Raw genomic sequence first — 23,910 nt, forward strand, 5'->3', positions numbered from 1 at the left:
CTGTTTTTTTGTGGAGAAAAACCATATGAAAGATTGTTTGCATATATTAATTAGCAGGATTCGAACGAGAGGTGAAGTCCCATGATAACTGCACGAATCGGTAGTAGTACTTATCGGTTGTCTGATAATTTAGAGGATTATTTTCAAAAGTTCCGGTCTCAGGTGATTGGTATCCATCAAGAATTTGAATCGCCATTCGGAAAAAAAACAATCATTTATGCTGATTGGACGGCAAGCGGCAGACTCTATAAACCAATCGAGGAAAGAATCTCAGAGGTTTTTGGACCTTATATGGCAAATACCCATACCGAATCAAATGTCACCAGTCAGATGATGACAGGGATCTATCATCAAGCAAGAAAAATCATTAAAGAACATGTGAATGCAAATGAACAGGATGCCCTGATACTAGATGGTTTTGGGATGACCTCTGTTATGAACAAATTTCAGCGTATCTTAGGTTTAAGAGTCCCTGAACAGTGGAAGGAGCAAATAATTGGATCCATCAAAGAATGGGAAAGACCCATCGTTTTTATTAGTCATATGGAGCATCATTCCAATCAAACTTCGTGGCTTGAAACGATTGCGGAAGTTGAAATCATTCCTCCTAATCGTAATGGTCTGCTGGATTTACAACACTTAGAATACCTCTTGGAAAAATATCAACATCGGAAGATTAAAATTGGCTCGGTTACCGCATGCTCTAACGTCACAGGTATCCAAACTCCTTATTATCAAATGGCAAAATTGATGCACAAATATGGAGGAATTTGTATCGTTGATTTCGCAGCCTCAGCCCCGTATATAACGATGAATATGCATCCGAAGGATCCAAACGAGAAGCTTGATGCGATTGTTTTTTCACCACATAAATTTTTAGGAGGACCTGGTTCAAGCGGAGTGCTCGTGTTTGATAAACGGTTGTATGTCAATCAGATTCCAGATCAACCGGGCGGCGGGACGGTAACATGGACAAATCCATGGGGCGAACACCAATACTTTCAAGATGTCGAATTGCGTGAGGATGGAGGGACCCCGGGTATTCTCCAAGCTGTTCGTACTGCACTATGTATCAATCTAAAAGATGAAATGGGAGTCAGGAATATTTTAAAAAGGGAGACTGAATTGTTAAGCATACTTTTATCAGGCTTAGAAAAAATTCCAAAGCTGAAGCTATTGGAAAGTCGGGTTAAAAGTCGTCTCGGAATCGTTTCTTTTCAAATCGAAGGAATTCCATATAATTTACTTGTCCGCTTATTAAATGATCATTATGGCTTCCAGGTCCGTGGTGGCTGCTCGTGTGCTGGCACATATGGTCATTATTTACTGAACATCGATCAGCAAACTTCAAAGCAAATCATGGAAAAAGTAAATCAGGGTGAATTGTCAGAAAAACCTGGCTGGGTCAGATTCTCGATTCATCCGATAATGAAAAATCAAGAAATTCTTATGTTTGTTAGGGCGATAAAGGAGATTACAGAGAATATCGAGGAATGGAAAAAGGAATACGTATACGACCCAAACAGCAATGACTATTTTTACGTTCACCAAGTTAGAGAGGATATGCGCCGATTGTTTCACCTAGAGTAATAATTAGGAAACGGCTCTTATGTCCCATCATATGCTAGTAGGAAAAAAGGTGGGATCTCATGATTCACATTGTGAAACCCGGAGATACATTATATCAACTTTCCCTCGATTATCGGGTCAGCCTGCGCCGCCTCTATGCTGCCAATCCAGGCATTAACCATCAGCAATTATATATTGGACAAAGGATTGAAATACCTGGTTTGCCGGATCCAAATACGATTCCTTACACCATTCAAATCTCAATCGGAAAAAGACGGCTCTCATTATATAAGAGTGGAAAATTCGTTAAAGTCTATCCTATTGCGGTTGGAAAAATGCTCACCGCAACGCCGACAGGAGATTTTGTGATTGTGAATCGGCAAATGAATCCAGGCGGACCGTTTGGGGTTATGTGGCTGTCATTGTCCAAACAAGGTTATGGAATTCATGGTACGAATGATCCAAGTTCAATTGGGAAGGCAGTATCTCACGGGTGCGTGAGAATGCATAATCGGGATGTACTTCAGCTTGCAGAAATGGTTCCGAATGGAACGAAGGTAATGATTCGTCCGTAATAGATAGGGGGGTCAATTTATTTAGTAATCGACCCTCCTATATTCATGAAAACATTTATAGATTTATAAGGAAATGAAAAATGTCTATAGCAATATAATGATGGAATTGTTAGAATTCAATTAGATTAGGGTTTCTTAAGGGGAGAATTTCTGATGAAAAAGGCATTTATCATCCATGAAAATAAAGAATGGACCATTCATTTAACAAAGCGGCTTGACGAGTTGGGTGTCCCATATGAAGAGTGGCATCTTGATAATGGCAGACTCGATTTATCGAAAGAACCGCCAGAAGGTATTTTTTATAATCGCATGAGTGCATCCGCACATACAAGAGGCCATCGTTACGCACCTGAATTTACCTTACAAGTATTATCCTGGCTTGAGGCTCATGGAAGGAAAGTGTTTAATGGTTCACGTGCTCTTCAGCTTGAAGTGAGTAAGGTTCAGCAATATTTAGAATTAGGAAAGTTTGGGGTTCCAACACCCCGTACAATTGCAGCTGTTGGGAAAGAGCAAATTTTGGAGGCAGCCTCAGAGTTTGATGGGACTGCTTTTATTACAAAGCACAATCGAGCAGGGAAGGGTCTTGGGGTGCAGTTATTTCAATCGCTAGCTGCATTACAAGCTTATGTTGAAAGTTCTGAATTTGAAGAACCTGTTGATGGGATTACTTTGCTTCAAGAATATATTCAATCACCGGAAAGCTATATTACCCGCTGTGAATTTGTCGGAGGGAAATTTATCTATGCCGTGAAGGTGGATACTTCTGAAGGATTTCAGCTATGCCCAGCAGATGCTTGTCAAATTGGAGATTTATTTTGCCCAGTTGGGGAAGAGGTTAAGGAGAAACCAAAGTTTCAAATCATTGAAGGATTTTCTGATCCCATTATTGAGAAATATGAGCAGGTTCTAGTGAAAAATAACATCCAGATTGCGGGGATTGAGTTTATCCGGAATGCTGCTGGTGAGATTTTTACATATGATATTAATACAAATACAAATTATAATGCTGATGCCGAGGCGGTAACAGGAAAATTTGGCATGCTTGAGTTAGCAAAGTTTTTACAATCAGAGTTAGGTTATCAATAAGAAAAGCTCCCCAAAAAATTAGGGGAGCTTTTGAATTTATTTATGCTTTTGCCGCTTGAAGTTGTAGATTGATTTTTACTTTATCGCCGACAAGAACGCCGCCTGTTTCAAGTGCTGCATTCCATACAAGTCCATAGTCTGAACGATTGATTGTACCTGCTGCACTAAAACCTACTTTTTCATTACCCCATGGATCCTTGCCCTGACCCTCAAAAGTGACTGCAAATGTTTCTTGTTTCGTCACACCACGAAGAGTTAGATTACCTGTTACGTTATATTCACCTTCATCTGTTTTTTCAATCGTAGTTGAAACAAATGTCATATTTGGATGATTTTCTACATCAAAAAAATCTCCGGATACTAAGTGAGCATCACGATCAGTATTACGAGTGTCTACACTGGCAGTATCGATAGAAAATTCAATGTTAGCGGATGTTAAATCTGCAGGGTCTGCATCAATTGCAGCCTCGAATTTGTTAAAAGAACCTTTTACATTTGCAATCATCATGTGACGAACAGAAAAATCAACACTGCTGTGTGCTGGATCAAGGGCCCATTTTGTTTTTGTCATTTTTTTCTCCTCCAATTTTCGTTTGAATTTGTTTATCTTGAAATCTAAATAACTTAATTCAAGATAAATTATAAATTCTGGGACCTGCTATTGTCAAACATTTTTTTTCTTGAAATGGAAGAGGAATGAAAAGGGGGTGATTTCAAATACTACAATTATTACGTCAAACGGTTGGGACATGAAAATGAAATTATTAAAACGAAATTCATTTCCGTTTCTGATATTATTTTTTCTTCATTCATTGCTTTTAGCTTTTTCCTTTTATAAAAGTAAAGAGCGAAAGAAATTATTTTCCTTGTTAATGTCTAACATTGGTTTTGCCTATCTCTTTGAGTATTTTGTGTTAAATATTTTTGGGGCGTATTCCTATAAACCTAAAGTACTAAAGAATTCCTATCATGATAATATTTTTGGAGCGATTTTGTCGCAAGCCATTTTTGTTCCATTTACAGCTGTATTCTTGACTTCGCTAAACACTGGATGGTTGGGAAAAGTTTTCGGTGGACTGTATTTTACACTGGTTGAAATCATATTCTTGAGGCTGAAGGTCTATAAACATCATTGGTGGAAAACGATTTATACATTCCTTTTAATACCGATTTACTTCAAATTTAGTGATCTTTGGAAACGTAATTTAGATCAAAACAAGGGATTTGTGCAATTTATTTCCTTATTCCTGATGAATTTGGTAACCGAAGCCAATATATTATTTTTATTTGCAGGAATCCGTAAACTTCGTTTCGGTATCGGTAACTATCATTCTTGGTATGAACATTTTATTTTGGTACCATTCTATGCCATTTCGGTTTCACTTTTCGCAGCCTGGTCACTGTTGAAAAAGAATGATTTGCTTGCGAAACTGAGAATTTTACTCTTTGTTATCGGTATAAATAAGCTGTTTACTAAGTTGAAATTAGCAAAGACTAAATTTCATTTGGTGGATTATTTTGTGATACGCATCGCAATGATTCTTTTATTTGGACAATTTAGAGAGTGGGTTTACGGAGACAAGATAGAATCTAATGATTAGATGAGGAAGATGCAAAAAAATCGCCTTTAGGGCGATTACTTATGTATTGTATTTTTTTTTATGTAATGGTAAAATAATTTTTGGTCTAAATTTAAGTAAGGAATGTATTAATATAATAATCCCTATATTAACATTACCATAATGCGAAATGGTTGTCAAACAAATGGACCAAATTTTTTCTGGAGAGTGATGAAATGAGCGATGTACAGAAAACAATTTTAAAAATAGAACAAAATCGAGTGGATAATGTAATCGAGCAAATAGGTAAGAAGAAAGAGAAACTCCAGAAAAATACGGGAGGCGTAAGCTCCGATGTTCTCGAGCTTCGAAAAACGTTTTGGCAGGATGTAACGATAAATCTTGATGATCCAGATGATGTCATCGAAACAGCTGCGAGTATAAAGCAACAAGCCGAGCTACTTTCAGAAAGAGAATTAACCTATAAGCAATTGGACCAACAATTGAAAACTCTCGACCGTTTGAAATATTCTCCATACTTTGGAAGAATTGATTTTTTAGAAAAGGGAGAGAAAAGCATTGACCACGTTTATCTTGGAATTGCTTCCTTTATGGATGAACAGGAAGAAAATTTTTTGATTTACGATTGGCGTGCACCGATTTCCAGCCTTTATTATGACTTTTCGCCTGGGCCTGCTCATTATCATACTTTAGACGGAAACATTAGTGGTGAAATGGAATTGAAACGGCAATTTATTATTCGATCTTCTGAAATTAAAGCAATGTTTGATACGGGGGTAACGATTGGGGATGAAATGCTTCAGGAAGTGCTGGGCAATAATGCTAATGCACAAATGAAGAGTATCGTAGCGACGATTCAGCGGGAACAAAATCAAATTATCCGTAATGAAAAGAGCAGGGTGCTTATTGTTCAAGGTGTTGCAGGGAGTGGGAAAACATCAGCGGCTCTCCAGCGGGTGGCTTACTTGCTCTATCGCTATCGTGATACGTTAAGGTCTGAGAATATTATGCTTTTTTCACCCAATCCGTTGTTTAATAGCTATGTTGCCACGGTGCTTCCTGAGCTTGGGGAAGAGAATATGCAGCAGGCAACGTTTATGGAATATATAAATCATCGAATCGGAAGAGGATTGGCTGTGGAGGATCCGTTCGCGCAAATGGAGTATTTGCTAAATGAAGATAAACACAAAGATAATCAATCAAGAGTAGCAAGTATTCGCTATAAAGCTAGTCTTGATTTTAAAAAAATCATTGATCAATATGCGAATGAATTATCAACGAGTGGATTATTGTTTAAAGATTTACTTTTTCGCGGTGAAGTGATTATTTCAAAGGAGGAGATCCATGATTACTTTTATACTTTGGATCTCAATTATTCGATTCCTAATCGTTTAGAACTCGTGCGGGGATGGCTCCTCCGTGAATTAAAGCGGAAAGTAAGAAGAGAACGTTCGAAAAGCTGGGTTGAGGAAGAAATTCAATATCTTGATAAAGAAGACTATTTGAAAGTATATAAACAAATGCAAAAACAGAACCACTTTTCAGACAATAGCTTTGATGATTTTGAACAGGAACAAAAAATACTTGCTGAAATGGTTGTAAAAGAAAAGTTTAAGCCGATTTTTAAAATGGTCAAAAAGTTGAAATTTCTTGATATGCTGGGTGTCTATCGGCAGTTATTTGAACAGGGAACCAATTATAGGGAAATTCATCTCGACGGTTGGGCAGAAATTTGTTCGTTGACAATCGAATCGTTGTTAAAGGAGGAAATTTCGTACGAGGATGCTACTCCTTATGTTTACTTACAGGACTTAATTGAAGGTCGTAAATCTAGTACGGGGATCCGTCATATTTTTATTGATGAAGCACAGGATTATTCACCATTTCAGTTTGCCTTAATTGAAAGGCTATTCCCTTATAGTAAAATGACACTGCTCGGTGACTTTAATCAAGCGATTTTTTCGGGTGCTACTGGTTCGGCCACTGTTCTTTCCGACGTTTCGCTTGCTTCTGATGAGGCGGAAATCATTGTTTTGAGAAAAACGTATCGGTCTACCCGCGAAATTGTGCAATTTACAAGCAGTTTAATCGATGGTGGGGAAAAGATTGAACCATTTAATCGCGGAGGCGAAAAACCGTCGTTGAAACAAACTTCTCTATCTTCCTTACATGAATTGATTAAAGAAAGAATCAATAATTTTCAAAACAAAGGCTATAAAACGATTGCTGTTATCTGTAGGACGGAAGCGGAAAGTATCGGCGTTTTTAACGAACTGAAAAATAATTTCTCTATTCATCTAATTGAAAAGGGAACGATTTCCTATGAGCAAGGGATCCTAGTTATCCCATCCTATTTGGCAAAAGGAATCGAATTTGATGCGGTAATTGTCTATGATAGTTCACAATATAAGACAGAAAGTGAACGAAAATTATTTTATACGGTCTGCACAAGAGCTATGCATGAGCTTTGTTTGTTTGCGGTAGATGGGATAAGCCCGTTAATGAAGGGTGTACCAGCTGAATTATTTCATATTCAATCGTGATGGAAGAAAACAGCGGCCGATGGAATCTCGACCGCTGCTTCTCTTTTATTTTTGATTCCATTGTTTTTCGACCTGTTCAAAGGCAAGGCGGTAAATTTCTTCCTCAGGTGTGTTCGGATGGGTTAGAACATTGGTTAAATAGTTCTTTCCTGCATAATTTACTTTTACATTAACTTGGACCATTGTGCATCACCTTTCTATTAATAAAATTTCAAAAAAACATTCCTGTAAAAAGGATTGTTGTTTATGTCATGTAATTGTATTGTTATGATTGAGTTAGTTTTTAAAAAATCGGAGGGTAAAACTGCTGATGTATTTTGAAGAAATCACAAAAGAAACGCTCTATATTGCACTTGAGATTATCCATTCGAATCCAGAATTTAATATGCTGGAAAATGGGAGTGAAAGTAGAAATCTTTCAGATATGGAAGAAGAGTTTATGAAGCCAGATTCAATTAGTGTGTTTGTTAAGCTTGATGATACCTATATTGGGGTTTTAGATTATCTAATGGAAAATCCAAAGGATCAGTACCCATGGCTGGGTCTGTTAATGATACATGGTGATTACCAAGGTTATGGTTTCGGGTCACAGGCATATGCTCTTTATGAAAATGAAATGCGTAATCGAGGCGTAAAGCACGTTCGTATTGGTGTCTTAAAAGATAATGAAAAAGCGATAAGCTTTTGGGAAGCATTAGGGTTTCTTTATATTAAAACAGCTTTGTGGAAATTTGGCAAGGAAATTTTTATTTTCGAGAAGGAGATAGATTAAAGAATTGTGAAGCGCTAGGGCCATGGAGCTGGACATAAAAAAACTTCCCGAGGGAAGCTTACACTTCAATTAATAAAAATTCTTCAGCAAATTTCTGAACCTGGTTTTTGTCAATCTTATTTTTTCTTAGAGCTGATTCAGCTAACACCAAATGTGCTTGGAAATGAACATTTCTTTTTAAATCACGAATCGACACATCGCCATTCAACAATTGAATGGCTTTTTCTTGGATGTCTTGACTCTTTGATGACTGGTACAGGAGAAAAGCGATACAAGTAACTTTATCCATGAATAGCACTCCTCATCTATCAAGAATCGAACATATGATAGTAATTCGACTTTATTTAAATTTTTTCCTGCTAATTTTCAGAAAAGCATAAAAATTTAATGATGCGATAAACACCAATTTGTTGAATATTGCTTATTTGGAGGGATATTTGTATAATATTGAAGGGATAGAAGAAAGAAAGTCGTAATGATAAAAAATAACCTTTGTCCCTAAGGGATAGAGGGTTTTTTATTTATACATAGGAGGTTTTTGGTAATGAAGCAAGCCTTAATAAAGGATTTGTACAGAAATACGGAAAGTTACATAGAAGCAAAGGTACAATTGTCTGGTTGGATTCGCACCATTCGCGATTCGAAAACATTTGGTTTTATTGAATTAAATGACGGTAGCTTTTTCAAAGGTGTTCAGATTGTGTTTGACGAACATTTGGAAAATTTCAAAGAAATTGCGAAGCTACCGATAAGTTCAACCGTTAAAGTAGTAGGAGATTTCATTCACACTCCGCAAGCAAAACAGCCTTTTGAAATTAAGGCGACAGAAATTGCGATCGAAGGCGTATCAAACGTTGACTATCCATTACAAAAGAAAAAGCATTCCTTTGAATATTTAAGAACGATTTCGCATTTACGCCCAAGAACAAATACGTTCTCAGCGGTATTCCGAATTCGTTCATTAGCTTCTTATGCGATTCATAAGTTTTTCCAAGAAAAAGGATTTGTCTATGTCCACTCACCAATCATTACCGGAAGTGATACAGAGGGTGCAGGTGAAATGTTCAGAGTCACGACCCTTGATATGGACAACCTTCCAAAAAATGAAGAAGGTAAAGTGGATTTAACAAAGGATTTCTTTAACAAAGAAACCAACTTAACAGTAAGCGGACAATTATCAGCTGAAGCCTTTGCATTAGCCTTCCGCAACGTCTACACTTTCGGCCCAACGTTTAGAGCGGAAAACTCTAACACAGCTAGACATGCAGCAGAATTCTGGATGATTGAACCTGAATTAGCCTTTGCTGAGCTTCCAGATATCATGGATCTTGCCGAAGACATGGTTAAATATGTGATTGGTTATGTGCTCGAAGAAGCTCCAGAAGAAATGAACTTCTTCAATAGCTTTATTGAAAAAGGTTTATTAGACCGTCTGCAAAATGCTCACAAAGCGGAATTCGGCCGTGTAACCTATTCGGAAGCCATTGAATTATTAAAAGAGTCAGGAGAGAACTTTGCTTATCCTGTTGAATGGGGACTCGATCTGCAAACGGAGCATGAACGCTTCCTTTGTGAAAAAGTATTTAAAAAGCCAGTATTTGTGACCGATTATCCAAAAGAAATCAAAGCTTTCTATATGAGATTGAATGAGGATAACAAAACTGTTGCTGCGACAGATTTACTTGTACCTGGAATTGGTGAATTAATTGGCGGAAGTCAGCGTGAAGAACGTGAAGAGATTCTTGCTGGTAAAATTAATGAGCTTGGTATGAATGAGGAAGATTACTGGTGGTATCTTGAACTAAGAAAATACGGTGGGACAAAACACTCAGGTTATGGACTGGGCTTCGAACGTCTAATCATGTACTTAACAGGGATGTCCAATATCCGAGATGTGATTCCATTCCCAAGAACGACGGGTAATGCAGAATTTTAAGTTGAATAAGAAAAGAAGACCAAACAATCGTGTTTGGTCTTCTTTTGCTTCATTTCATTGACTTTGTAATTCTTCTTCAAAATAGAATGTACCGGGACGTTCCTTAACGGTATATGAATATCTTTTCATATTTTTTACATATTGCCATTTTAGGATGGTTACTTCTTCGCCTGTTTCTTTAATATTTACAGTTTGACCGTTACTGAATCGGTTCGTTGAGTTTCTCATTGTAAACACTCCTTTATCACTGCAATTTAAGTATACCACATATATAATCCTAGTCTTTCCTATCAATAAATTATTTAATGTGTTATGCTAATGAAAAAAGTGAGGTGTCATTTTGACCAATTATAAAGCAAAAAAGAGTAACCTCAAAGAATTGCTTTCCAAAAACAGCATGAATTTGGAGCGATTAGAAGAAAATACCAGCATTCCGATGAGCCAGCTAAATGATTACATGACAAAGAAAGTTATGAATTTAAGTACAGCCATGACCATTTCAAAAGAGTTAAATTGTCAGATTGAGGATTTATACGTTTGGGTACCGGAAGAATAAATGAATTTACACAAAGCTTAAAAGAGCGTTAAAACATTTATAGCAGATCCGAACATTATGGGGTCTGCTTTTTGTTATTTGATGGGTGGCGTGGATGTGGTAGTTGTCACGAAATGTTCACTATTTTGGTCATAAATAACGGAAAGTCGGTCATATTTTTAAAAAATTCGAGCATAATTCCTCATTTCACGGTCATACCAGCCAAGTATCCGGTCATAACCAAATCCACATACAAAAAAACACGCGACCAATTCGCGTGTTTTTAACCTTTATACCTCTAAATCTACTTTCTCTAATGGAATGACTTTGGTTTTTTTCGTGAATTTATAGCCGAGCCATAAGATCAAAAATAAGGGTAGTCCAATATATGATACCAAAACACCTTTCCAATCAATCTGATCACCCATAAAGGCGGAGTAATTTTGCCCGAGAACAACAATTCCACAAAGAACAAATGCGAAAATCGGTCCAAATGGGAAAAATTTCGATTGATAAGGCAGAACGCTTAAATCTTTTCCTTGAGCATGAAATGCTTTTCTGAAACGGTAGTGACAGATGGCGATCCCGAGCCATGCGATAAAACCGGACATACCTGAAGCATTTAATAACCATACATAAACGGTTCCGTCGCCAAAGAAGGAGGCAAGAAACGCAAGACACCCAACTAATGCAGTTGCAATGAGTGCATTTGCAGGAACGCCGTGTTTGTTCAGTTTACCAAGGAATTTTGGTGCTTTGCCTTGACGAGCTAGATCCCAAAGCATACGAGCAGAGGCATACATACCTGAATTTCCTGCTGATAATAAAGCTGTTAAAATGATCGCATTCATGACGGAGGCAGCAAATGCAATCCCGGCATTTTCGAATACGAGTGTGAAGGGGCTAACGGTAACATCACTGTTTGCTAAATTACTATCTGTATATGGGATCAGCAATCCGATAACAAGAATCGCTAACACATAAAATAAGAGAATTCGCCAAAACACCGTTTTTACCGCTTTAGGAATCGATTTTCCTGGATCTTCGGTTTCGCCAGCAGCGACACCAAGTAATTCTGTTCCTTGGAAGGAGAAACCTGCTGCCATAAAAATCCCGAGCAATGCCATAAATCCGCCATTGAATGGGGCATCACCAATCGTAAAGTTTTCAAAACCAACTGCGTGATCACCCATAATACCGAAGATCATTAATGTGCCAGTAATAATGAAAATAATGACCGTTACAACTTTTATTAAAGAGAACCAATACTCAGTTTCTCCAAAGCCTTTTACAGAAAGATAATTGATCAGAAAAATAATAACTAAAAATAAACTGCTCCATAATAAGGATGGGCTGTCTGGAAACCAAAACTTCATGACCATGGTTACGGCAGCTAATTCTGCGGCAATCGTAATTGCCCAGTTGTACCAGTAGTTCCAACCAAGGGCAAAACCTAGGGAAGGATCAACGAACTTTGTTGCGTACGTACTAAAGCTTCCAGCAACTGGCATGTACGCTCCCATCTCCGCAAGACTTGTCATCAAAAAGTAAACCATTACACCAATAATGAGATAGGCTAGAAGGGCTCCACCTGGACCTGCAGAATGAATGGCACCGCCAGTGGCGAGGAATAAACCAGTTCCAATTGTTCCGCCTAATGAAATCATTGTTAAGTGGCGGGATTTTAATCCGCGTCTTAGTTCGGTTGTTGGCTGTTCAATTGTTTGGGTTTGAACAGACTCTTTTCTTACCTGTGCTGTTTGCATGAAAATAACTCCTTTTTCTTGTTTTTCTTTTTCGAGAAGGAGTTTGGAATACAAAAAATGCCACCGATAAGATTCGATGGCATTCCTAATACCCCGCATCATACCTTCCGAAAGATAGCTCAACACAATTGACTGGTAGGGACAATTGTGACAGTTCTGTTCCTATTTGGAGACAGCCCCAGCCTGCTTTTCCAGAGAAGAAAGCAAACTTCGGCGATTTTTCCTTTTAAACGGAGTCATGGATGTCTCAGCATCTCGTCCGCTTTACTTATAAAAACCGCGACCTCTACCTCATCGGTTTGATGAGGATTTATCATATTCAATTAATCTAATAATAAATTTTAATGGATTTTTCTATTAAGTCAACCAATAATGAAATATGCAGAATAATAAATCTATTACTTTTGGATAATTTTACTGATTATTAATTATTATTATAAAAAACTATTATATTTACATGGATTGATTGAATAGGGTATTATTTTTTATTAAGTATGCGTTTGCTTTAGGAGGATAAAATCATGCAGTTTCTTGGATTGATTGTTGGTTCTTTCATAATTGTTTCAGCGTTTAACCTATTCTTAATCCCCCATGAAATATTAAGCAGTGGGATGAGCGGCCTTTCCATGATAATAGGAATGATTACTCCTCTCGATACAGGGTTGGCCAACTTTCTATTAAACCTTCCTTTACTCATTATTGGTTATAAAATGCTCGGTAGAAAATTTATTATGAATACGATATTTTCTGTTGTCATAATATCAATAGGACTTTATCTTGTTCCGGTACATATCGTCGCGGATGACAAGATTCTTTCATCTATTTTCGGGGGTGCTTTAACGGGTCTTGGTGTCGGACTTGTGTTTCGGTGCTCTGGATCAACTGGTGGCTTTGATATTATTGGAATGATTGTTTCGAGAAAGAGAGATTTTCCAATAGGAATCTTACTATCAGGAATGAACGCCATTGTGATTGTCATAAGTGGATTTTTATTTGATTGGGATTCTGCCCTATATACACTTGTTTCTATCTTTGTCACTGGGAAAGTAGTGGATGCGATTTATACGGATCATGTTAAATTAACGGTCATGATCATTACCGAAAAAGGGGAGGAAATGCGCCAGCACTTATTGACGAATTTATATCGCGGATTAACGATTATGAATGGTGTTGGAGGCTATTCAAATGATAGCCGGCAGGTTCTAATTTCCGTCATTTCACGTTACGAATTAAATGATGTAAAGACTCTTATTACAGAAGTGGATCCGCAAGCATTTGTGAATATAACCGAAACAATAGAAGTGATGGGGCTATTTCACCGTCCTAGCACAACGTAAGAAATACCTCTAGTGAACTAGAGGTATTTCTTTATGCTTAATTATTAATATATTTTTCAAAAACAAAGCCAAAGTCTTTCACACAGTATTGCTTTTTCGTATTTTCTAACCATTCAAATGCTGCTTGGTTTAACATTTTAAATTGCACCACCAAATTACTGTCGGGACTTGTCACACGGCCTAATGTCGTGGAAGCAACATCAAGACTTTGTTTTGCAAATTGAAGCGAAATATCGTTTTCGTGCGTAATTTCTGAAATTTTGATAAGGGCTTTGTACAAATCCTTTACTTCTTCAATATGTTTTTTATGAACATCGATGGAAAATGGCTGTGAGCCGATTTTAAATTTGACTTCAACGTCAAGGTCGACAGTTCCGGCTGTTTCAAGCTTTACATCAGAAATTTTGTTTTTCACATAACTATAGCGGTGGAGCATCCTTTTTTTACTCGCGGCACTCGTACCATCTAAATGAATTAGCGCATTATTGGTAAAGCAATATTCATCTGATTTGGATTTTATTAAAAAATAGATCTTTTCATTATCCTCATGCATAACATAATCATCAGCATCAACCTTGTCATAATTTTCTGGTCTAATGACCGAACCTACATCACTTAAACCTAAAATATCAGAAGCCACTTTTCCAAACATGTTATCTACCTCGCTTTTTAAAAATAAATTCCATTCAAATGTACGAGTGAATCGTAAGAAAGTTTCAAACTTTTTTGAATGACAGAATAATTTATGCACGATTAAACGGAACTATTCTTTGATAGTTATTAACAAAGAATTCAGAAATCTGTTATAATGTAAAAATGAATTTGATGTAAGAGGAGAAATTATACATGCGTCCAATCATCTTAGGCGTTTTTGCCGCATTCTTTTTTGCCTTTACGTTTATTTTAAATAGATCCATGGAATTAGAAGGTGGAAGCTGGATTTGGAGTGCTTCCCTGAGATATTTCTTCATGATTCCTTTTCTTTTAATCATTGTTTTGGGAAGAAAGAATCTGAAGCCGTTGATTTTGGAAATGAAAAAGAATCCTCGCGAGTGGGTTTTGTGGAGTATAGTGGGATTTGGTTTGTTTTACGGACCGATATGTTTTTCAGCAGCCTATGCACCTGGGTGGCTAATTGCTTCCACCTGGCAAATTACGATAATCTCGGGATCATTACTGGCACCATTGTTCATGGAGACGATTATGACGGAAAAAGGTCCTGTACAGGTGAAAGGGAAAATCCCTTTTAAAGGGTTATCGATGTCGCTAATCATTTTGCTAGGGATTATATTGATGCAGCTTGACCAAGCCAGTCAGCTATCTGCTGCGGAATTATTCTTAGGGGTAGTGCCAATCTTGATTGCCTCATTTGCTTATCCTTTAGGAAATCGAAAGATGATGGATCTTTGCGGAGGACGGCTGGATGTTTACCAACGAGTTCTAGGAATGACGATTGCCAGTTTACCACTTTGGTTAGCTTTAGCTGTATATGGATTGCTTACGGCAGGACCACCAACATTCGGGCAATCAGTACAATCAGGCCTTGTTGCGATCACCTCAGGGGTAATTGCGACCGTTTTATTTTTTCAAGCGACTGATCTTGTCAGAGGAAACATGCAAAAGCTTGGAGCTGTTGAGGCAACACAATCAATGGAGGTATTATTTGCGTTAGTTGGGGAACTGCTGCTTTTGAAAACCGCCTTCCCATCCGCAATTTCATGGAGCGGAATGGTTCTAGTTATGAGCGGAATGATCCTACATAGCTATGTTTCACACAAGTCCGTTCTTCCGAAAAGCAAAAAAGTAAGTGCCTAAAAGAAGGACCCTAATCCAATGATGATAGGGTCCTCTTTTTAACCATGAAGGTACGGTGATAGTGTATCAATGGATTCTTGAACCAAAGCCGCGTTCTTCCTATACATCGATTTTGCTTTTTCGTCTTCAGTCCCTAATGAAAAAATTTCTAAATCAGCTTGTGTTTTTTTCAATGTGGCCAATAATAAGGGGCGGCCCATAGGTAAAGGGACTTGTAGCTTATCATCATAAAGATCAATCGTTAATTCCCCATATGAATTTACTTGTCCTAAGAATACATTATCAAGGGTAACGTCTAGTTTTGCTAATTCGGCGTCCAACCAACCTCTGCTTTTACCTGCTGATCTTAGGGCTTCATCTAAAATGCTTCCATCCATAATTACCGTTTGCGGCTCTTTCTCATTTGGCATTGTTAAATGAACATCCTTAGGTGTCAATGTGCGATATTCTCTTTTTAATAAAGTGCTTAAATTTCCTCTAGGCTCGAGTACCGCAAATTCCACGTCAGCAACACGAAAGATATCTTTCTGACGGAGTAGTGCATTTAATTCATCAATGGTATATTTTTCTTTCTTTAAATTCTCTTCTAATATCTTCCCATCCTTAATAAAAACCGTTCCTCTACCATCAATAAAGTCACGTATGGTTTTGCTTTTTAGCGCTAAGTAGTCGGATAACAGGGTGATTAATCCAAAGATGAGGATCGCTAAAATTCCATGGTATATATTCTTTTCCAGACCTGTTATCGCTTCACCAGCAATACTGCCAATCGTTATACCAGAAACATATTCGAAAAATGAAAGTTCAGAAATTTGCTTTTTCCCCAAAATTTTTGTAATGAAAAACAAAAGTGTTAAGAAGACGAAAGAACGAATAAAAATGTCAATCCAACCTGGCATATGTTTTCACCTCAATGATCAATTGCCTCTGTATTGCGGTTCCAGTCGTTCGAGTTCCAAAACCCGAGCTTGTAAGTCCTTTTTTACGCTGGTCATGGTTAACATCGTATTATGGAATACTTCCTTTGCACCTTCATCAAGAGAATTTAAGGCGAGTGATGTTAACTGCGCTTCAATTGATTTGATATTACTAAGGCATTGCTTAACCTCAGAACCAACGGTCACGGGAATAACTCCTTTCTGCTAGGGAATAGAAAATGGGTTGGCTAAAAGCCAACCTGTTTAAGAATTATTGATTGTATTGCGGTTCTTCACTGATTATTTCTTGTAATCGTGGTTCGAGACTATCCAGAACGGATTGGGTCTGTTGTGCAGCTTGTTGATATAGTTTTTTTGCATTTTGATTATCTGTTGCCAATGCAAACGTCTCAAAACTAGCTTGAGCACTTTTTAAACTAGCCATTGCTTGTTTTACCTGTGTTCCTACAGTCATGTTTATCCTTCTTTCTTAGTAAAATAAATTTCCATGATATAGTTTGACGAGAAAATGCTTCTTATATGTAAAAAAAGTATTGGAAAATTATAGTATAAGTGTAAGAAATAATGTAAATTTACTGTAATCGCTCTATCTTAATTTTTATAATATTCAAAATGGGATATTGAAAAGGGGGCAAAAAATTGTTATTAGCCAGAAACAGAGAAGCATCTGAGGAAAGTCAAGTGAAATTAGTAGCATATACGATCATCTTATACATCAGTAGCTTGTTTGTACCTTTTGTGGTGATAGCCAGCTATCAAAGCATGGCCTATACCTCGAAATCACATTGGTTTTTTACAACGCCGTTTACAGCATATCTCGTATTTATGTCAGGAATGGTATTTATTGCGACCGTGTTTACTTTCTATCTAATATTTAAACAAAAGTGGAAAGGGAGTGTTTATAAATGGATCATTGCTAGCTTAGTTCTACTAAGTATTCCGTTTTTTATTTTAAGTATGACAAATTATTATTATCTCGATGATAAAGGAATTCATTATAATTTTATCACTGGCTTTCAGGAAAGAGAGTTCCGCTGGGAAAATGTAGAAACCTTACATAAGGTTTATCGCAACCATCAGGGGTCTACTGGCTACTACCAGTTTCAATTTGAAATGAAGGATGGAAAAGTGATAACGATTCCCTTCAATGACAAATTGTCAGAAAACCAATATCGTATTGAAGAAATAGTGAAGAAGCACGATATCGTTATGAAAGATAATTTTGAAAATCCAATCGTAGATTAAAAGGGCTTCCGTTACGGAAGACCCTTTTTTTGCAAATAGGAAATCATTATCGGTGCATTGTCCACTTGCCAATATCATTAAATCCAAGCCGCTTATAAATTCGACCTGCATCTGGATTGTCATAAAATAAACAAAGGACCTTATTTTCTGCTAGTACATCTTTAAACAGTCTTTGCATGATCGCCGTTGCGAGTCCTTGCCGTCGAAATTCTTTTCTTGTACAGACACCAACAATCATTGCAGAAAGTGAATTTTCTGCAGTGGTTGAAACACATGCTGACATGATGCCGTTTTCCTCCATATAATAGGTTCTTGATGTATTGGTTTTCATGGATTGGACTAAGATTTCTCTGGCATCACTTCTAAGTGTGAATTCCTCAATGCTGCTTCTGAGCTCGATAATCCGGTCTACATCGTCTAAGCTTGCTTTTTTAATTTCGTGTCGATTGGAACCAAGATATAAGTCTGACAAGCATTCAGCAAAAAGTGTTACTTGCTTTTTCCCGAGCTTTAATTCTGGAAAGACTTCAAATTTTTCTACAAGTTCAGTTTTTCCGGACAGATAAATAGGCTGGGGATAATCTTTCATAATCGAAACAAAGCTGCTAACATCGAATTCCTCTTTAGCATAAGGAATGAAGGATTGATAAAACCTTAGAAGAACGGCGCTTATTTCATCCTGGTCATCCAGTTCGGCCCAGATTTCCTGAAACTCAGAATCGTATCCAAATACCTCTAAATCTCCAATGATAAATAAATTTATCGAAGGTTCTTCACTTAAAAAAGCTAAAACCCGCTCATGATCATTTTTTGTCATTTTCCTAATCATCATAATCTCCCCCTAACCTAGTTAATAGGTTAATCAAGTGGGATTAAAATTTCAATATCTTTTAAATAGTATTACGTTTGAATAGTATTATAAATATTTCGAAAAGTTCATCGATTTGTCACAACCTGTGCATTCATCATATAAATTAGGTGATATAATAAGAGTGTAGAAAAAATAAATTAACTTCTTTGGAGGCTCAACCATAGGTGTTCGTTCCGTTTGTGAACGAGTGTTAAAAGGTTTTCCCTTAATAATAGTGGGGAAGTGGAGTAATGTGATTTGATTTGGTAACGAGTAAATCATTAACAGATCCTTTATGTTAGGCACTTAATAAAGGGTTACTAGGAAATCGATTTACAGATAAATGAACTGATGAATGACTATTATCAGTAAAATTTTATCACCAATCAAATACTTCATTACCAAGAAGCGGATCCACGCTAATGGAATTGAGTCTTACCGGTTTGGCCAAAAAAATGTTTCTTTAAAGGAATTTGAATTCCATTGAATATCATGTGAATTAATTCCTTCAACGGAACAAGCACACATTAGCTAAAAATACTTTTAAATTTGAAGTATTTGAATGTTCATTTGGCTAATGTCATGGTTGGGTCCCCTAAGAGGTTAATTGCCAAGAAGCTGTCTCATTTGAGGCGGCTTCTTTCTTTGTATAAAGGTAAAAAAAATGGGAGGTATATGCATAAAAAAATAAAAATGAAAGCGTTGTTTGATATACTATAATCAGGAGTTCATACGAAAGGGGCCAGATAATGTCAGAAATTCAGAAGATGAGTTTAAACGCACAACAGGAAAGGATCATGGGGAATATTCCAATTCAGCACCGCAGCATGACAAAAGGGAAAATTCTGCAGCGGGCATTACTCATTACACTAGGTGCACTATTAATGTCAGTGGGGCTTGAAATCTTTCTTGTTCCAAATCATGTTATTGATGGTGGTATCGTTGGAATCTCGATTATCCTTTCCTATTTAACCAGTTGGAAATTGGGTCTATTTATCTTTATCCTAAACATTCCATTTTTCTTTATCGGCTATAAGCAAATTGGAAAAACCTTCGCTTTATCTACACTTTATGGAATTATCATCCTTTCAATCGGAACTACATTACTACATCCTGTTCCAGCCTTTACTCAGGATATATTACTCGCCTCTGTATTTGGTGGAATTGTCCTTGGAATTGGGGTAGGCATGGTCATTCGTTATGGCGGCTCACTCGATGGTACAGAAATATTAGCCATTCTTTTTAATAAAAAACTTCCATTTTCAGTTGGCGAAATCATTATGTTTTTTAATCTATTTATTCTTGGTAGTGCAGGTTTTGTTTTCTCCTGGGATCGAGCCATGTATTCATTAATCGCCTATTTTGTTGCCTATAAAACAATTGATATTACCATCACAGGGCTTGATGAGTCTAAGTCAGTCTGGATTATTAGTGATAATGCGAGACAAATTGGCGATGCTATCATGAATCGTCTTGGCCGTGGTGTTACGTATTTACATGGTGAAGGCGCTTATTCTGGAGATGATAAGCAAGTCATTTTTTGTGTGATCAATCGTCTTGAAGAAGCAAAATTAAAAGAAATTGTTACGGAAAGTGATGAAACGGCCTTTCTTGCGGTTGCAGATATTGCAGAAGTTCGTGGCGGAAGATTTAAGAAAAGAGATATTCACTAAAAGCTTGCCGGGGCTCGGCAAGCTTTTTTAGGCTTTCCTTTTTGATAACAAAGTGATATCATAATGATATAAGGAAGATGTTACGAGGAGTGATCGTATGAAAGAGAAAGAAATGTTTAAGGTCAATGGTTTTTTAGGAGTACTTCTGTTTTTGCTCGGTGGGGCATTAACTGCTTGGAACTTAATACAATTTGGTTTGAATGAAAGTATACTAGCCTTAGTCTTAGCAATCTTATTTGGAGTTCTTACTTTTCTCCTTATTTCGGGCTTCACCATCATTCAGCCCAACCAAGCAAAAGTGTTCACCCTCTTTGGGAGCTACTTAGGTGTTATTAAACAGGAAGGCTTTTGGTTGAGCGTTCCACTAACCATTAGGAAAAACGTTTCTTTAAGAGTTATCAATTTTAACAGTGATAAATTAAAAGTAAATGATTTAGAAGGAAATCCAATTGAAATTGCTGCAGTGGTTGTTTATAAAGTTTTTGATTCTGCGAAAGCGGTCTTTGATGTGGAAGATTATAAAGAATTTGTTCATACACAAAGTGAAACGGGTCTTCGCCATATCGCTAGTCAGTATCCGTATGATAATTTTAATAATGATTATGAAATTTCATTACGTCAGCATTCAGACGAGGTGGCGGATGAATTGACAAAGGATTTACAAACAAGACTGGAGCTTGCTGGTGTTGAAATTATCGAGGCGAGGATCATGCATTTAGCTTATTCAAGTGAAATTGCCCATGCGATGTTACAGAGACAGCAGGCAAAAGCAGTCCTAGCTGCAAGGAAGGTTATTGTGGACGGTGCCGTTTCAATGGTAAAATCAGCGATAGATCAATTAAGTTCTGAAGGAATTGTCGAGCTAGACGAAGAAAAGAAAGCACAAATGGTAAATAACTTAATGGTAGCATTAGTTGCTGATAAGGGGAGCCAGCCTGTCATCAACACAGGAACGATTTACTAAGGGTTGTGATCTAGTGGCTGAAAAAAAACGATTCTTACTACGAATGGACCAGGAAGTATATGATTCGCTGGAAAAATGGGCAGAGGATGAATTTCGTAGTGTGAATGCCCAAATTGAATTAATCATCAAAAAAGCATTAAAGGATTCGGGAAGACTAAAGAAATCGAACAAGAAGGATAGTTGATAAAAAATAGTGTTTTTTGTCGGAAGCGCCTGGAAATGAATCAATTTACCTCATATCCTGTCGTTTAATGAAGAAAACATCCAATTTCACATCTCAACTTTTGTCGTACATTGCGCTTACCTCGGAAATATTTTTAGGAAAATCTTCTTATATTTCCCGATTAAAGAGATGGTCAACTCAGTTGCCATCTCTTTTCATTGTTAAAGTAATAATTCATAAACTTCGTTTAGTTGATAAGCGCGCTTTTCATCTTGTTCTTCCTGTGCATAGTTAATTTCTTTCGGAAGAATATGATTTAAAAAATCGATCTCCTTACTAGTTAGGTCCCTGACAAACATCCCCTCATTGGAATAATTTCCTTCCGATAATTTCCGAAATAGCTGTCGGCCTTCAGAGTGTTGATCCGTATAATTAGATAAAATCTCACGAAGATAACCCAAAGTTTTATCCATTCCATCCATCACCTCATCCTTTCACACGTTTATTCTTTGACGAATGAATGATTATATACTTTGTTCATGACACAAAAAAACAAAAGATTAATTGGCTGTAGATTGTAAGCAAATTACAAAGAATAAGTTGTTTTCCATTTATATTTTCACCGTTAATGTACAGATTAAGCTAATGGAAGGGTATTTTATCTTTCCATCTCTAAAGGAAAGGAGTGCTTTGGATGCGGGACATATTAAAACTTCCGTTTTTCAATATGTTTGTTAAAAAACGGAAGAGGAGCGGGACAATGTGGGCCTCTCTGATTGGACTCGGATTAAGCGCAGCAGTGTTTGGAATGACTAGAGGAAGAAGAAAAGACATTGCACTGCCTTTTCAACAGAATATGAATTCACGAAATGGGATGACCAACCTCGCGTTAGCTGAGTTTTCCGAAGAATTATTGGCCAGTGCGTTAAAAAATGATAAAAATAGAAAGTAAAAAAAGTCCGCATTTTTGCGGGCTTTTTTACAGGGGTGGAAAGGGAACTTTACGAGGTGAATATTCCATTTCCTCTGAAGAATAGACTAAAATGACGACTAAATTTCCAATCGTTTTGGCACGAATCAAAACAGGGTGATGATAACTATTTCTAAAGACAAAATCGGGTCCATACCAGCTTACCGTTGCATCCCGGCCTGGGGGAATATAAGGGACATGCCTGCTATGTGAAAATCGCTGGACAATCTTCAGTCCTGCACTATCAACGGCATTAAATAATGTAGAGGATACTTGGCAAATACCTCCGCCAATATCCTCTGCATATTCTCCTCTAACGATCACTTTTGCTTTTAAATATCCCTTAGCTGCTGTTCTTTTCCCCACTATGCGATTGAATGAAAAGCTCTCACCTGGAAAAACGACAGTATTATTAATGGCCTCGGTTGCTAATTGAATATTTTTCACACGTCTTGAATTTCTAGGATTATAAGAAGTGATATATCGACCTATCCTTTTACTTCGAATTTCTGAAAGGATTTCACTATCGACTCTTGGGTAGACGGAAAGAACAGGTATTTCTATTTGTTTCATGTTATGACCTAAAAAATAATCATAAAATTGCGCTGTAAAAGCTCTGCGATTAAGGGTAGAACCGATCCTTTCCGGAATAATATTTTCGTGTATATCTAATGCTGCATCTTTAGGTGGGATTGAAACTAACTTATTAAGGTCTTCAAGCAAATGGTTTAATTTATTGGAATTGATAAGTGGTATCCCCGTATTTCCGACAGTATAATCCAAGCGGTTAACAGTCGCTACCGGTTGTCCTTCCAATGTGATCGTTAAACTATCGGATGCGGGTGCTTGATAGCCAAGTAACAATGTTCCTAAAATCCAAGCTAAAATCATGGGCCAAACCTCCTCAAGATAGATTTAGTCGAAAAATCCCTTTTCATGTAAAAATAAGAAATGAAAAAATTTCCTTTTTTACCTTTACAAATATCAAAAACTATAATATTATCATTATTGAGAATGATAATAAAAAAACAGGAGTTCAAATACATGACGAAAGAATCAACAGTAGACGTAATCTTACATCCCGTTCGGATGAGAATTATTCAATTTTTAATTAATCGTCAGCTTTCAGCCCAGCAATTGAGGGAATTGCTTCCAGATATACCGCAAGCTTCTCTATATCGAAACATAAAAAAATTAGTAGAAGCGGAGGTCATTCATATTGTTGATGAAATACCGGTACGGGGAACAGTCGAAAAAGTCTATTCGATGCAGGATCCAAATGCGGGAGTAATTGGTCCAGATGAAATTAATATCCTGCCGAAAGATGAAAAAATGGCCTTGTTTATTAAATATATGGCCAATTTAATGGGGGAATTTGAACGATATGTTATTCAAGAAAAAGTAGATTTTCTTGCTGACGGGGTATCTTTTCGCCAAGCTTCCATTTACTTAAGTGATGTGGAATTTAATGAGTTTCTCAAGGAACTTACAACCGTCTATTCTAAGTTTTTTCATAATCAGCCAGCTGAGAACAGAAGAAGAAGAACGGTAGCGACCATGATGATACCAGAGCCAAAGGGAAAATAAAGG

General features: G+C 37.1%; 28 protein-coding genes and 1 riboswitch. Of the genes, 16 read left to right on the forward strand and 12 right to left on the reverse strand.

Annotation, left to right across the window (positions count from 1 at the left end):
* Positions 1 to 81: 81 nt before the first annotated feature.
* From ACWM35_RS13350 to ACWM35_RS13360, 3 genes are all read left to right on the forward strand, one after another.
* Positions 82 to 1,590: an aminotransferase class V-fold PLP-dependent enzyme gene (locus ACWM35_RS13350; RefSeq protein ID WP_454819192.1), complete on the forward strand. Its 1,509-nt coding sequence runs from the start codon at positions 82 to 84 to the stop codon at positions 1,588 to 1,590.
* 59 nt (positions 1,591 to 1,649) lie between these two features.
* Entirely contained in the window at positions 1,650 to 2,144 is a 495-nt protein-coding gene (locus tag ACWM35_RS13355) for a L,D-transpeptidase family protein (RefSeq protein ID WP_454819194.1), read from the forward strand.
* Positions 2,145 to 2,297: 153 nt separating this feature from the next.
* Positions 2,298 to 3,233: an ATP-grasp domain-containing protein gene (locus ACWM35_RS13360; RefSeq protein WP_454819196.1), complete on the forward strand. Its 936-nt coding sequence runs from the start codon at positions 2,298 to 2,300 to the stop codon at positions 3,231 to 3,233.
* A gap of 40 nt (positions 3,234 to 3,273) precedes the next feature.
* On the opposite strand, the gene ACWM35_RS13365 is transcribed toward ACWM35_RS13360, so the two are convergent.
* A complete protein-coding gene (locus ACWM35_RS13365) occupies positions 3,274 to 3,804 on the reverse strand; it encodes a YceI family protein (protein WP_454819198.1) in 531 nt (176 codons plus the stop codon).
* A gap of 184 nt (positions 3,805 to 3,988) precedes the next feature.
* Here ACWM35_RS13365 and ACWM35_RS13370 point away from each other — a divergent pair, with 184 nt between their 5' ends.
* Both ACWM35_RS13370 and helD read left to right on the forward strand, forming a co-directional pair.
* Positions 3,989 to 4,834, forward strand: a complete 846-nt coding sequence (locus ACWM35_RS13370; protein WP_454819200.1) for a hypothetical protein — start codon at positions 3,989 to 3,991, stop codon at positions 4,832 to 4,834.
* Positions 4,835 to 5,028: 194 nt separating this feature from the next.
* On the forward strand, positions 5,029 to 7,356 hold the full coding sequence (helD, locus tag ACWM35_RS13375) for an RNA polymerase recycling motor HelD (RefSeq protein WP_454819202.1): 2,328 nt from the start codon (positions 5,029 to 5,031) through the stop codon (positions 7,354 to 7,356).
* 45 nt (positions 7,357 to 7,401) lie between these two features.
* Here helD and ACWM35_RS13380 read toward each other — a convergent pair whose 3' ends face one another.
* Positions 7,402 to 7,539: a BA3454 family stress response protein gene (locus ACWM35_RS13380; RefSeq protein ID WP_454819204.1), complete on the reverse strand. Its 138-nt coding sequence runs from the start codon at positions 7,537 to 7,539 to the stop codon at positions 7,402 to 7,404.
* 127 nt (positions 7,540 to 7,666) lie between these two features.
* Between ACWM35_RS13380 and ACWM35_RS13385 the strand changes: the two genes are divergently transcribed.
* A complete protein-coding gene (locus tag ACWM35_RS13385; RefSeq protein WP_454819206.1) occupies positions 7,667 to 8,128 on the forward strand; it encodes a GNAT family N-acetyltransferase in 462 nt (153 codons plus the stop codon).
* A gap of 58 nt (positions 8,129 to 8,186) precedes the next feature.
* Here the strand turns inward: ACWM35_RS13385 and ACWM35_RS13390 are convergent, their stop codons facing one another.
* Positions 8,187 to 8,417, reverse strand: a complete 231-nt coding sequence (locus ACWM35_RS13390; RefSeq protein ID WP_454819208.1) for a hypothetical protein — start codon at positions 8,415 to 8,417, stop codon at positions 8,187 to 8,189.
* A gap of 255 nt (positions 8,418 to 8,672) precedes the next feature.
* Between ACWM35_RS13390 and asnS the strand changes: the two genes are divergently transcribed.
* Positions 8,673 to 10,064, forward strand: coding sequence for an asparagine--tRNA ligase (gene asnS / locus ACWM35_RS13395; protein WP_454819210.1), 1,392 nt, complete (start codon positions 8,673 to 8,675; stop codon positions 10,062 to 10,064).
* Positions 10,065 to 10,118: 54 nt separating this feature from the next.
* Here asnS and ACWM35_RS13400 read toward each other — a convergent pair whose 3' ends face one another.
* Entirely contained in the window at positions 10,119 to 10,292 is a 174-nt protein-coding gene (locus ACWM35_RS13400) for a hypothetical protein (protein WP_454819212.1), read from the reverse strand.
* A gap of 112 nt (positions 10,293 to 10,404) precedes the next feature.
* Here ACWM35_RS13400 and ACWM35_RS13405 point away from each other — a divergent pair, with 112 nt between their 5' ends.
* A complete protein-coding gene (locus tag ACWM35_RS13405; RefSeq protein ID WP_454819214.1) occupies positions 10,405 to 10,620 on the forward strand; it encodes a helix-turn-helix domain-containing protein in 216 nt (71 codons plus the stop codon).
* A 269-nt stretch (positions 10,621 to 10,889) separates the two neighbouring features.
* Here ACWM35_RS13405 and ACWM35_RS13410 read toward each other — a convergent pair whose 3' ends face one another.
* The gene (locus tag ACWM35_RS13410) at positions 10,890 to 12,365 is read right to left on the reverse strand and encodes an amino acid permease (protein WP_454819216.1); all 1,476 of its coding nucleotides are present in this window, start codon (positions 12,363 to 12,365) and stop codon (positions 10,890 to 10,892) included.
* A 107-nt stretch (positions 12,366 to 12,472) separates the two neighbouring features.
* Positions 12,473 to 12,662: riboswitch (Lysine riboswitch) on the reverse strand.
* Positions 12,663 to 12,883: 221 nt separating this feature from the next.
* On the opposite strand from ACWM35_RS13410, the gene ACWM35_RS13415 reads away from it, so the two are divergent.
* Positions 12,884 to 13,702 carry a YitT family protein gene (locus ACWM35_RS13415; protein WP_454819482.1) on the forward strand — a complete coding sequence of 273 codons (819 nt, stop codon included), beginning with the start codon at positions 12,884 to 12,886 and terminating at the stop codon, positions 13,700 to 13,702.
* Between the two features lie 37 nt (positions 13,703 to 13,739).
* Here the strand turns inward: ACWM35_RS13415 and ACWM35_RS13420 are convergent, their stop codons facing one another.
* Positions 13,740 to 14,354: a PH domain-containing protein gene (locus tag ACWM35_RS13420; protein WP_454819218.1), complete on the reverse strand. Its 615-nt coding sequence runs from the start codon at positions 14,352 to 14,354 to the stop codon at positions 13,740 to 13,742.
* Between the two features lie 194 nt (positions 14,355 to 14,548).
* On the opposite strand from ACWM35_RS13420, the gene ACWM35_RS13425 reads away from it, so the two are divergent.
* Positions 14,549 to 15,517: a DMT family transporter gene (locus ACWM35_RS13425; protein WP_454819220.1), complete on the forward strand. Its 969-nt coding sequence runs from the start codon at positions 14,549 to 14,551 to the stop codon at positions 15,515 to 15,517.
* 38 nt (positions 15,518 to 15,555) lie between these two features.
* Here the strand turns inward: ACWM35_RS13425 and ACWM35_RS13430 are convergent, their stop codons facing one another.
* The 3 genes from ACWM35_RS13430 to ACWM35_RS13440 all read right to left on the reverse strand — a co-directional run bounded on the left by ACWM35_RS13430 (position 15,556) and on the right by ACWM35_RS13440 (position 16,909).
* Entirely contained in the window at positions 15,556 to 16,416 is an 861-nt protein-coding gene (locus ACWM35_RS13430; RefSeq protein WP_454819222.1) for a DUF421 domain-containing protein, read from the reverse strand.
* 18 nt (positions 16,417 to 16,434) lie between these two features.
* On the reverse strand, positions 16,435 to 16,641 hold the full coding sequence (locus ACWM35_RS13435; RefSeq protein ID WP_454819224.1) for a DUF1657 domain-containing protein: 207 nt from the start codon (positions 16,639 to 16,641) through the stop codon (positions 16,435 to 16,437).
* 64 nt (positions 16,642 to 16,705) lie between these two features.
* Positions 16,706 to 16,909, reverse strand: a complete 204-nt coding sequence (locus ACWM35_RS13440; RefSeq protein WP_454819226.1) for a DUF1657 domain-containing protein — start codon at positions 16,907 to 16,909, stop codon at positions 16,706 to 16,708.
* Positions 16,910 to 17,094: 185 nt separating this feature from the next.
* On the opposite strand from ACWM35_RS13440, the gene ACWM35_RS13445 reads away from it, so the two are divergent.
* A complete protein-coding gene (locus ACWM35_RS13445; protein ID WP_454819228.1) occupies positions 17,095 to 17,700 on the forward strand; it encodes a hypothetical protein in 606 nt (201 codons plus the stop codon).
* A gap of 46 nt (positions 17,701 to 17,746) precedes the next feature.
* Here ACWM35_RS13445 and ACWM35_RS13450 read toward each other — a convergent pair whose 3' ends face one another.
* Complete coding sequence (locus ACWM35_RS13450; protein ID WP_454819230.1) at positions 17,747 to 18,529, reverse strand: GNAT family N-acetyltransferase; 783 nt, start codon at positions 18,527 to 18,529, stop codon at positions 17,747 to 17,749.
* Positions 18,530 to 19,347: 818 nt separating this feature from the next.
* Between ACWM35_RS13450 and ACWM35_RS13455 the strand changes: the two genes are divergently transcribed.
* The 3 genes from ACWM35_RS13455 (at position 19,348) to ACWM35_RS13465 (ending at position 21,371) form a co-directional block, all read left to right on the forward strand.
* A complete protein-coding gene (locus ACWM35_RS13455; protein ID WP_454819483.1) occupies positions 19,348 to 20,223 on the forward strand; it encodes a YitT family protein in 876 nt (291 codons plus the stop codon).
* Positions 20,224 to 20,320: 97 nt separating this feature from the next.
* A complete protein-coding gene (locus ACWM35_RS13460; RefSeq protein ID WP_454819232.1) occupies positions 20,321 to 21,187 on the forward strand; it encodes an SPFH domain-containing protein in 867 nt (288 codons plus the stop codon).
* 13 nt (positions 21,188 to 21,200) lie between these two features.
* Positions 21,201 to 21,371 carry an Arc family DNA-binding protein gene (locus ACWM35_RS13465; protein WP_454819233.1) on the forward strand — a complete coding sequence of 57 codons (171 nt, stop codon included), beginning with the start codon at positions 21,201 to 21,203 and terminating at the stop codon, positions 21,369 to 21,371.
* Between the two features lie 200 nt (positions 21,372 to 21,571).
* Here the strand turns inward: ACWM35_RS13465 and ACWM35_RS13470 are convergent, their stop codons facing one another.
* A complete protein-coding gene (locus tag ACWM35_RS13470; RefSeq protein ID WP_454819235.1) occupies positions 21,572 to 21,823 on the reverse strand; it encodes a sigma-G-dependent sporulation-specific acid-soluble spore protein CsgA in 252 nt (83 codons plus the stop codon).
* Positions 21,824 to 22,044: 221 nt separating this feature from the next.
* Here ACWM35_RS13470 and ACWM35_RS13475 point away from each other — a divergent pair, with 221 nt between their 5' ends.
* Entirely contained in the window at positions 22,045 to 22,302 is a 258-nt protein-coding gene (locus ACWM35_RS13475; protein WP_454819237.1) for a hypothetical protein, read from the forward strand.
* A 27-nt stretch (positions 22,303 to 22,329) separates the two neighbouring features.
* Here the strand turns inward: ACWM35_RS13475 and ACWM35_RS13480 are convergent, their stop codons facing one another.
* Entirely contained in the window at positions 22,330 to 23,211 is an 882-nt protein-coding gene (locus ACWM35_RS13480; protein ID WP_454819239.1) for a VanW family protein, read from the reverse strand.
* Between the two features lie 153 nt (positions 23,212 to 23,364).
* Between ACWM35_RS13480 and ACWM35_RS13485 the strand changes: the two genes are divergently transcribed.
* Positions 23,365 to 23,907, forward strand: coding sequence for a helix-turn-helix domain-containing protein (locus ACWM35_RS13485; protein ID WP_454819241.1), 543 nt, complete (start codon positions 23,365 to 23,367; stop codon positions 23,905 to 23,907).
* Positions 23,908 to 23,910: the final 3 nt, after the last annotated feature.

This window comes from Neobacillus sp. K501 (genome assembly GCF_053749995.1).

Coding starts and splice junctions, on each gene's coding strand:
- ACWM35_RS13380 (WP_454819204.1), bottom strand. CDS start 7,539: ATGGTCCAAGTTAATGTAAAAGTAAATTATGCAGGAAAGAACTATTTA.
- ACWM35_RS13425 (WP_454819220.1), top strand. CDS start 14,549: ATGCGTCCAATCATCTTAGGCGTTTTTGCCGCATTCTTTTTTGCCTTT.
- ACWM35_RS13440 (WP_454819226.1), bottom strand. CDS start 16,909: ATGACTGTAGGAACACAGGTAAAACAAGCAATGGCTAGTTTAAAAAGT.
- helD (WP_454819202.1), top strand. CDS start 5,029: ATGAGCGATGTACAGAAAACAATTTTAAAAATAGAACAAAATCGAGTG.
- asnS (WP_454819210.1), top strand. CDS start 8,673: ATGAAGCAAGCCTTAATAAAGGATTTGTACAGAAATACGGAAAGTTAC.
- ACWM35_RS13410 (WP_454819216.1), bottom strand. CDS start 12,365: ATGCAAACAGCACAGGTAAGAAAAGAGTCTGTTCAAACCCAAACAATT.
- ACWM35_RS13485 (WP_454819241.1), top strand. CDS start 23,365: ATGACGAAAGAATCAACAGTAGACGTAATCTTACATCCCGTTCGGATG.
- ACWM35_RS13400 (WP_454819212.1), bottom strand. CDS start 10,292: ATGAGAAACTCAACGAACCGATTCAGTAACGGTCAAACTGTAAATATT.
- ACWM35_RS13390 (WP_454819208.1), bottom strand. CDS start 8,417: ATGGATAAAGTTACTTGTATCGCTTTTCTCCTGTACCAGTCATCAAAG.
- ACWM35_RS13480 (WP_454819239.1), bottom strand. CDS start 23,211: ATGATTTTAGCTTGGATTTTAGGAACATTGTTACTTGGCTATCAAGCA.
- ACWM35_RS13420 (WP_454819218.1), bottom strand. CDS start 14,354: ATGTTTGGAAAAGTGGCTTCTGATATTTTAGGTTTAAGTGATGTAGGT.
- ACWM35_RS13385 (WP_454819206.1), top strand. CDS start 7,667: ATGTATTTTGAAGAAATCACAAAAGAAACGCTCTATATTGCACTTGAG.
- ACWM35_RS13355 (WP_454819194.1), top strand. CDS start 1,650: ATGATTCACATTGTGAAACCCGGAGATACATTATATCAACTTTCCCTC.
- ACWM35_RS13360 (WP_454819196.1), top strand. CDS start 2,298: ATGAAAAAGGCATTTATCATCCATGAAAATAAAGAATGGACCATTCAT.
- ACWM35_RS13450 (WP_454819230.1), bottom strand. CDS start 18,529: ATGATTAGGAAAATGACAAAAAATGATCATGAGCGGGTTTTAGCTTTT.
- ACWM35_RS13475 (WP_454819237.1), top strand. CDS start 22,045: ATGCGGGACATATTAAAACTTCCGTTTTTCAATATGTTTGTTAAAAAA.
- ACWM35_RS13365 (WP_454819198.1), bottom strand. CDS start 3,804: ATGACAAAAACAAAATGGGCCCTTGATCCAGCACACAGCAGTGTTGAT.
- ACWM35_RS13370 (WP_454819200.1), top strand. CDS start 3,989: ATGAAATTATTAAAACGAAATTCATTTCCGTTTCTGATATTATTTTTT.
- ACWM35_RS13460 (WP_454819232.1), top strand. CDS start 20,321: ATGAAAGAGAAAGAAATGTTTAAGGTCAATGGTTTTTTAGGAGTACTT.
- ACWM35_RS13350 (WP_454819192.1), top strand. CDS start 82: ATGATAACTGCACGAATCGGTAGTAGTACTTATCGGTTGTCTGATAAT.
- ACWM35_RS13455 (WP_454819483.1), top strand. CDS start 19,348: ATGGGGAATATTCCAATTCAGCACCGCAGCATGACAAAAGGGAAAATT.
- ACWM35_RS13430 (WP_454819222.1), bottom strand. CDS start 16,416: ATGCCAGGTTGGATTGACATTTTTATTCGTTCTTTCGTCTTCTTAACA.
- ACWM35_RS13470 (WP_454819235.1), bottom strand. CDS start 21,823: ATGGATAAAACTTTGGGTTATCTTCGTGAGATTTTATCTAATTATACG.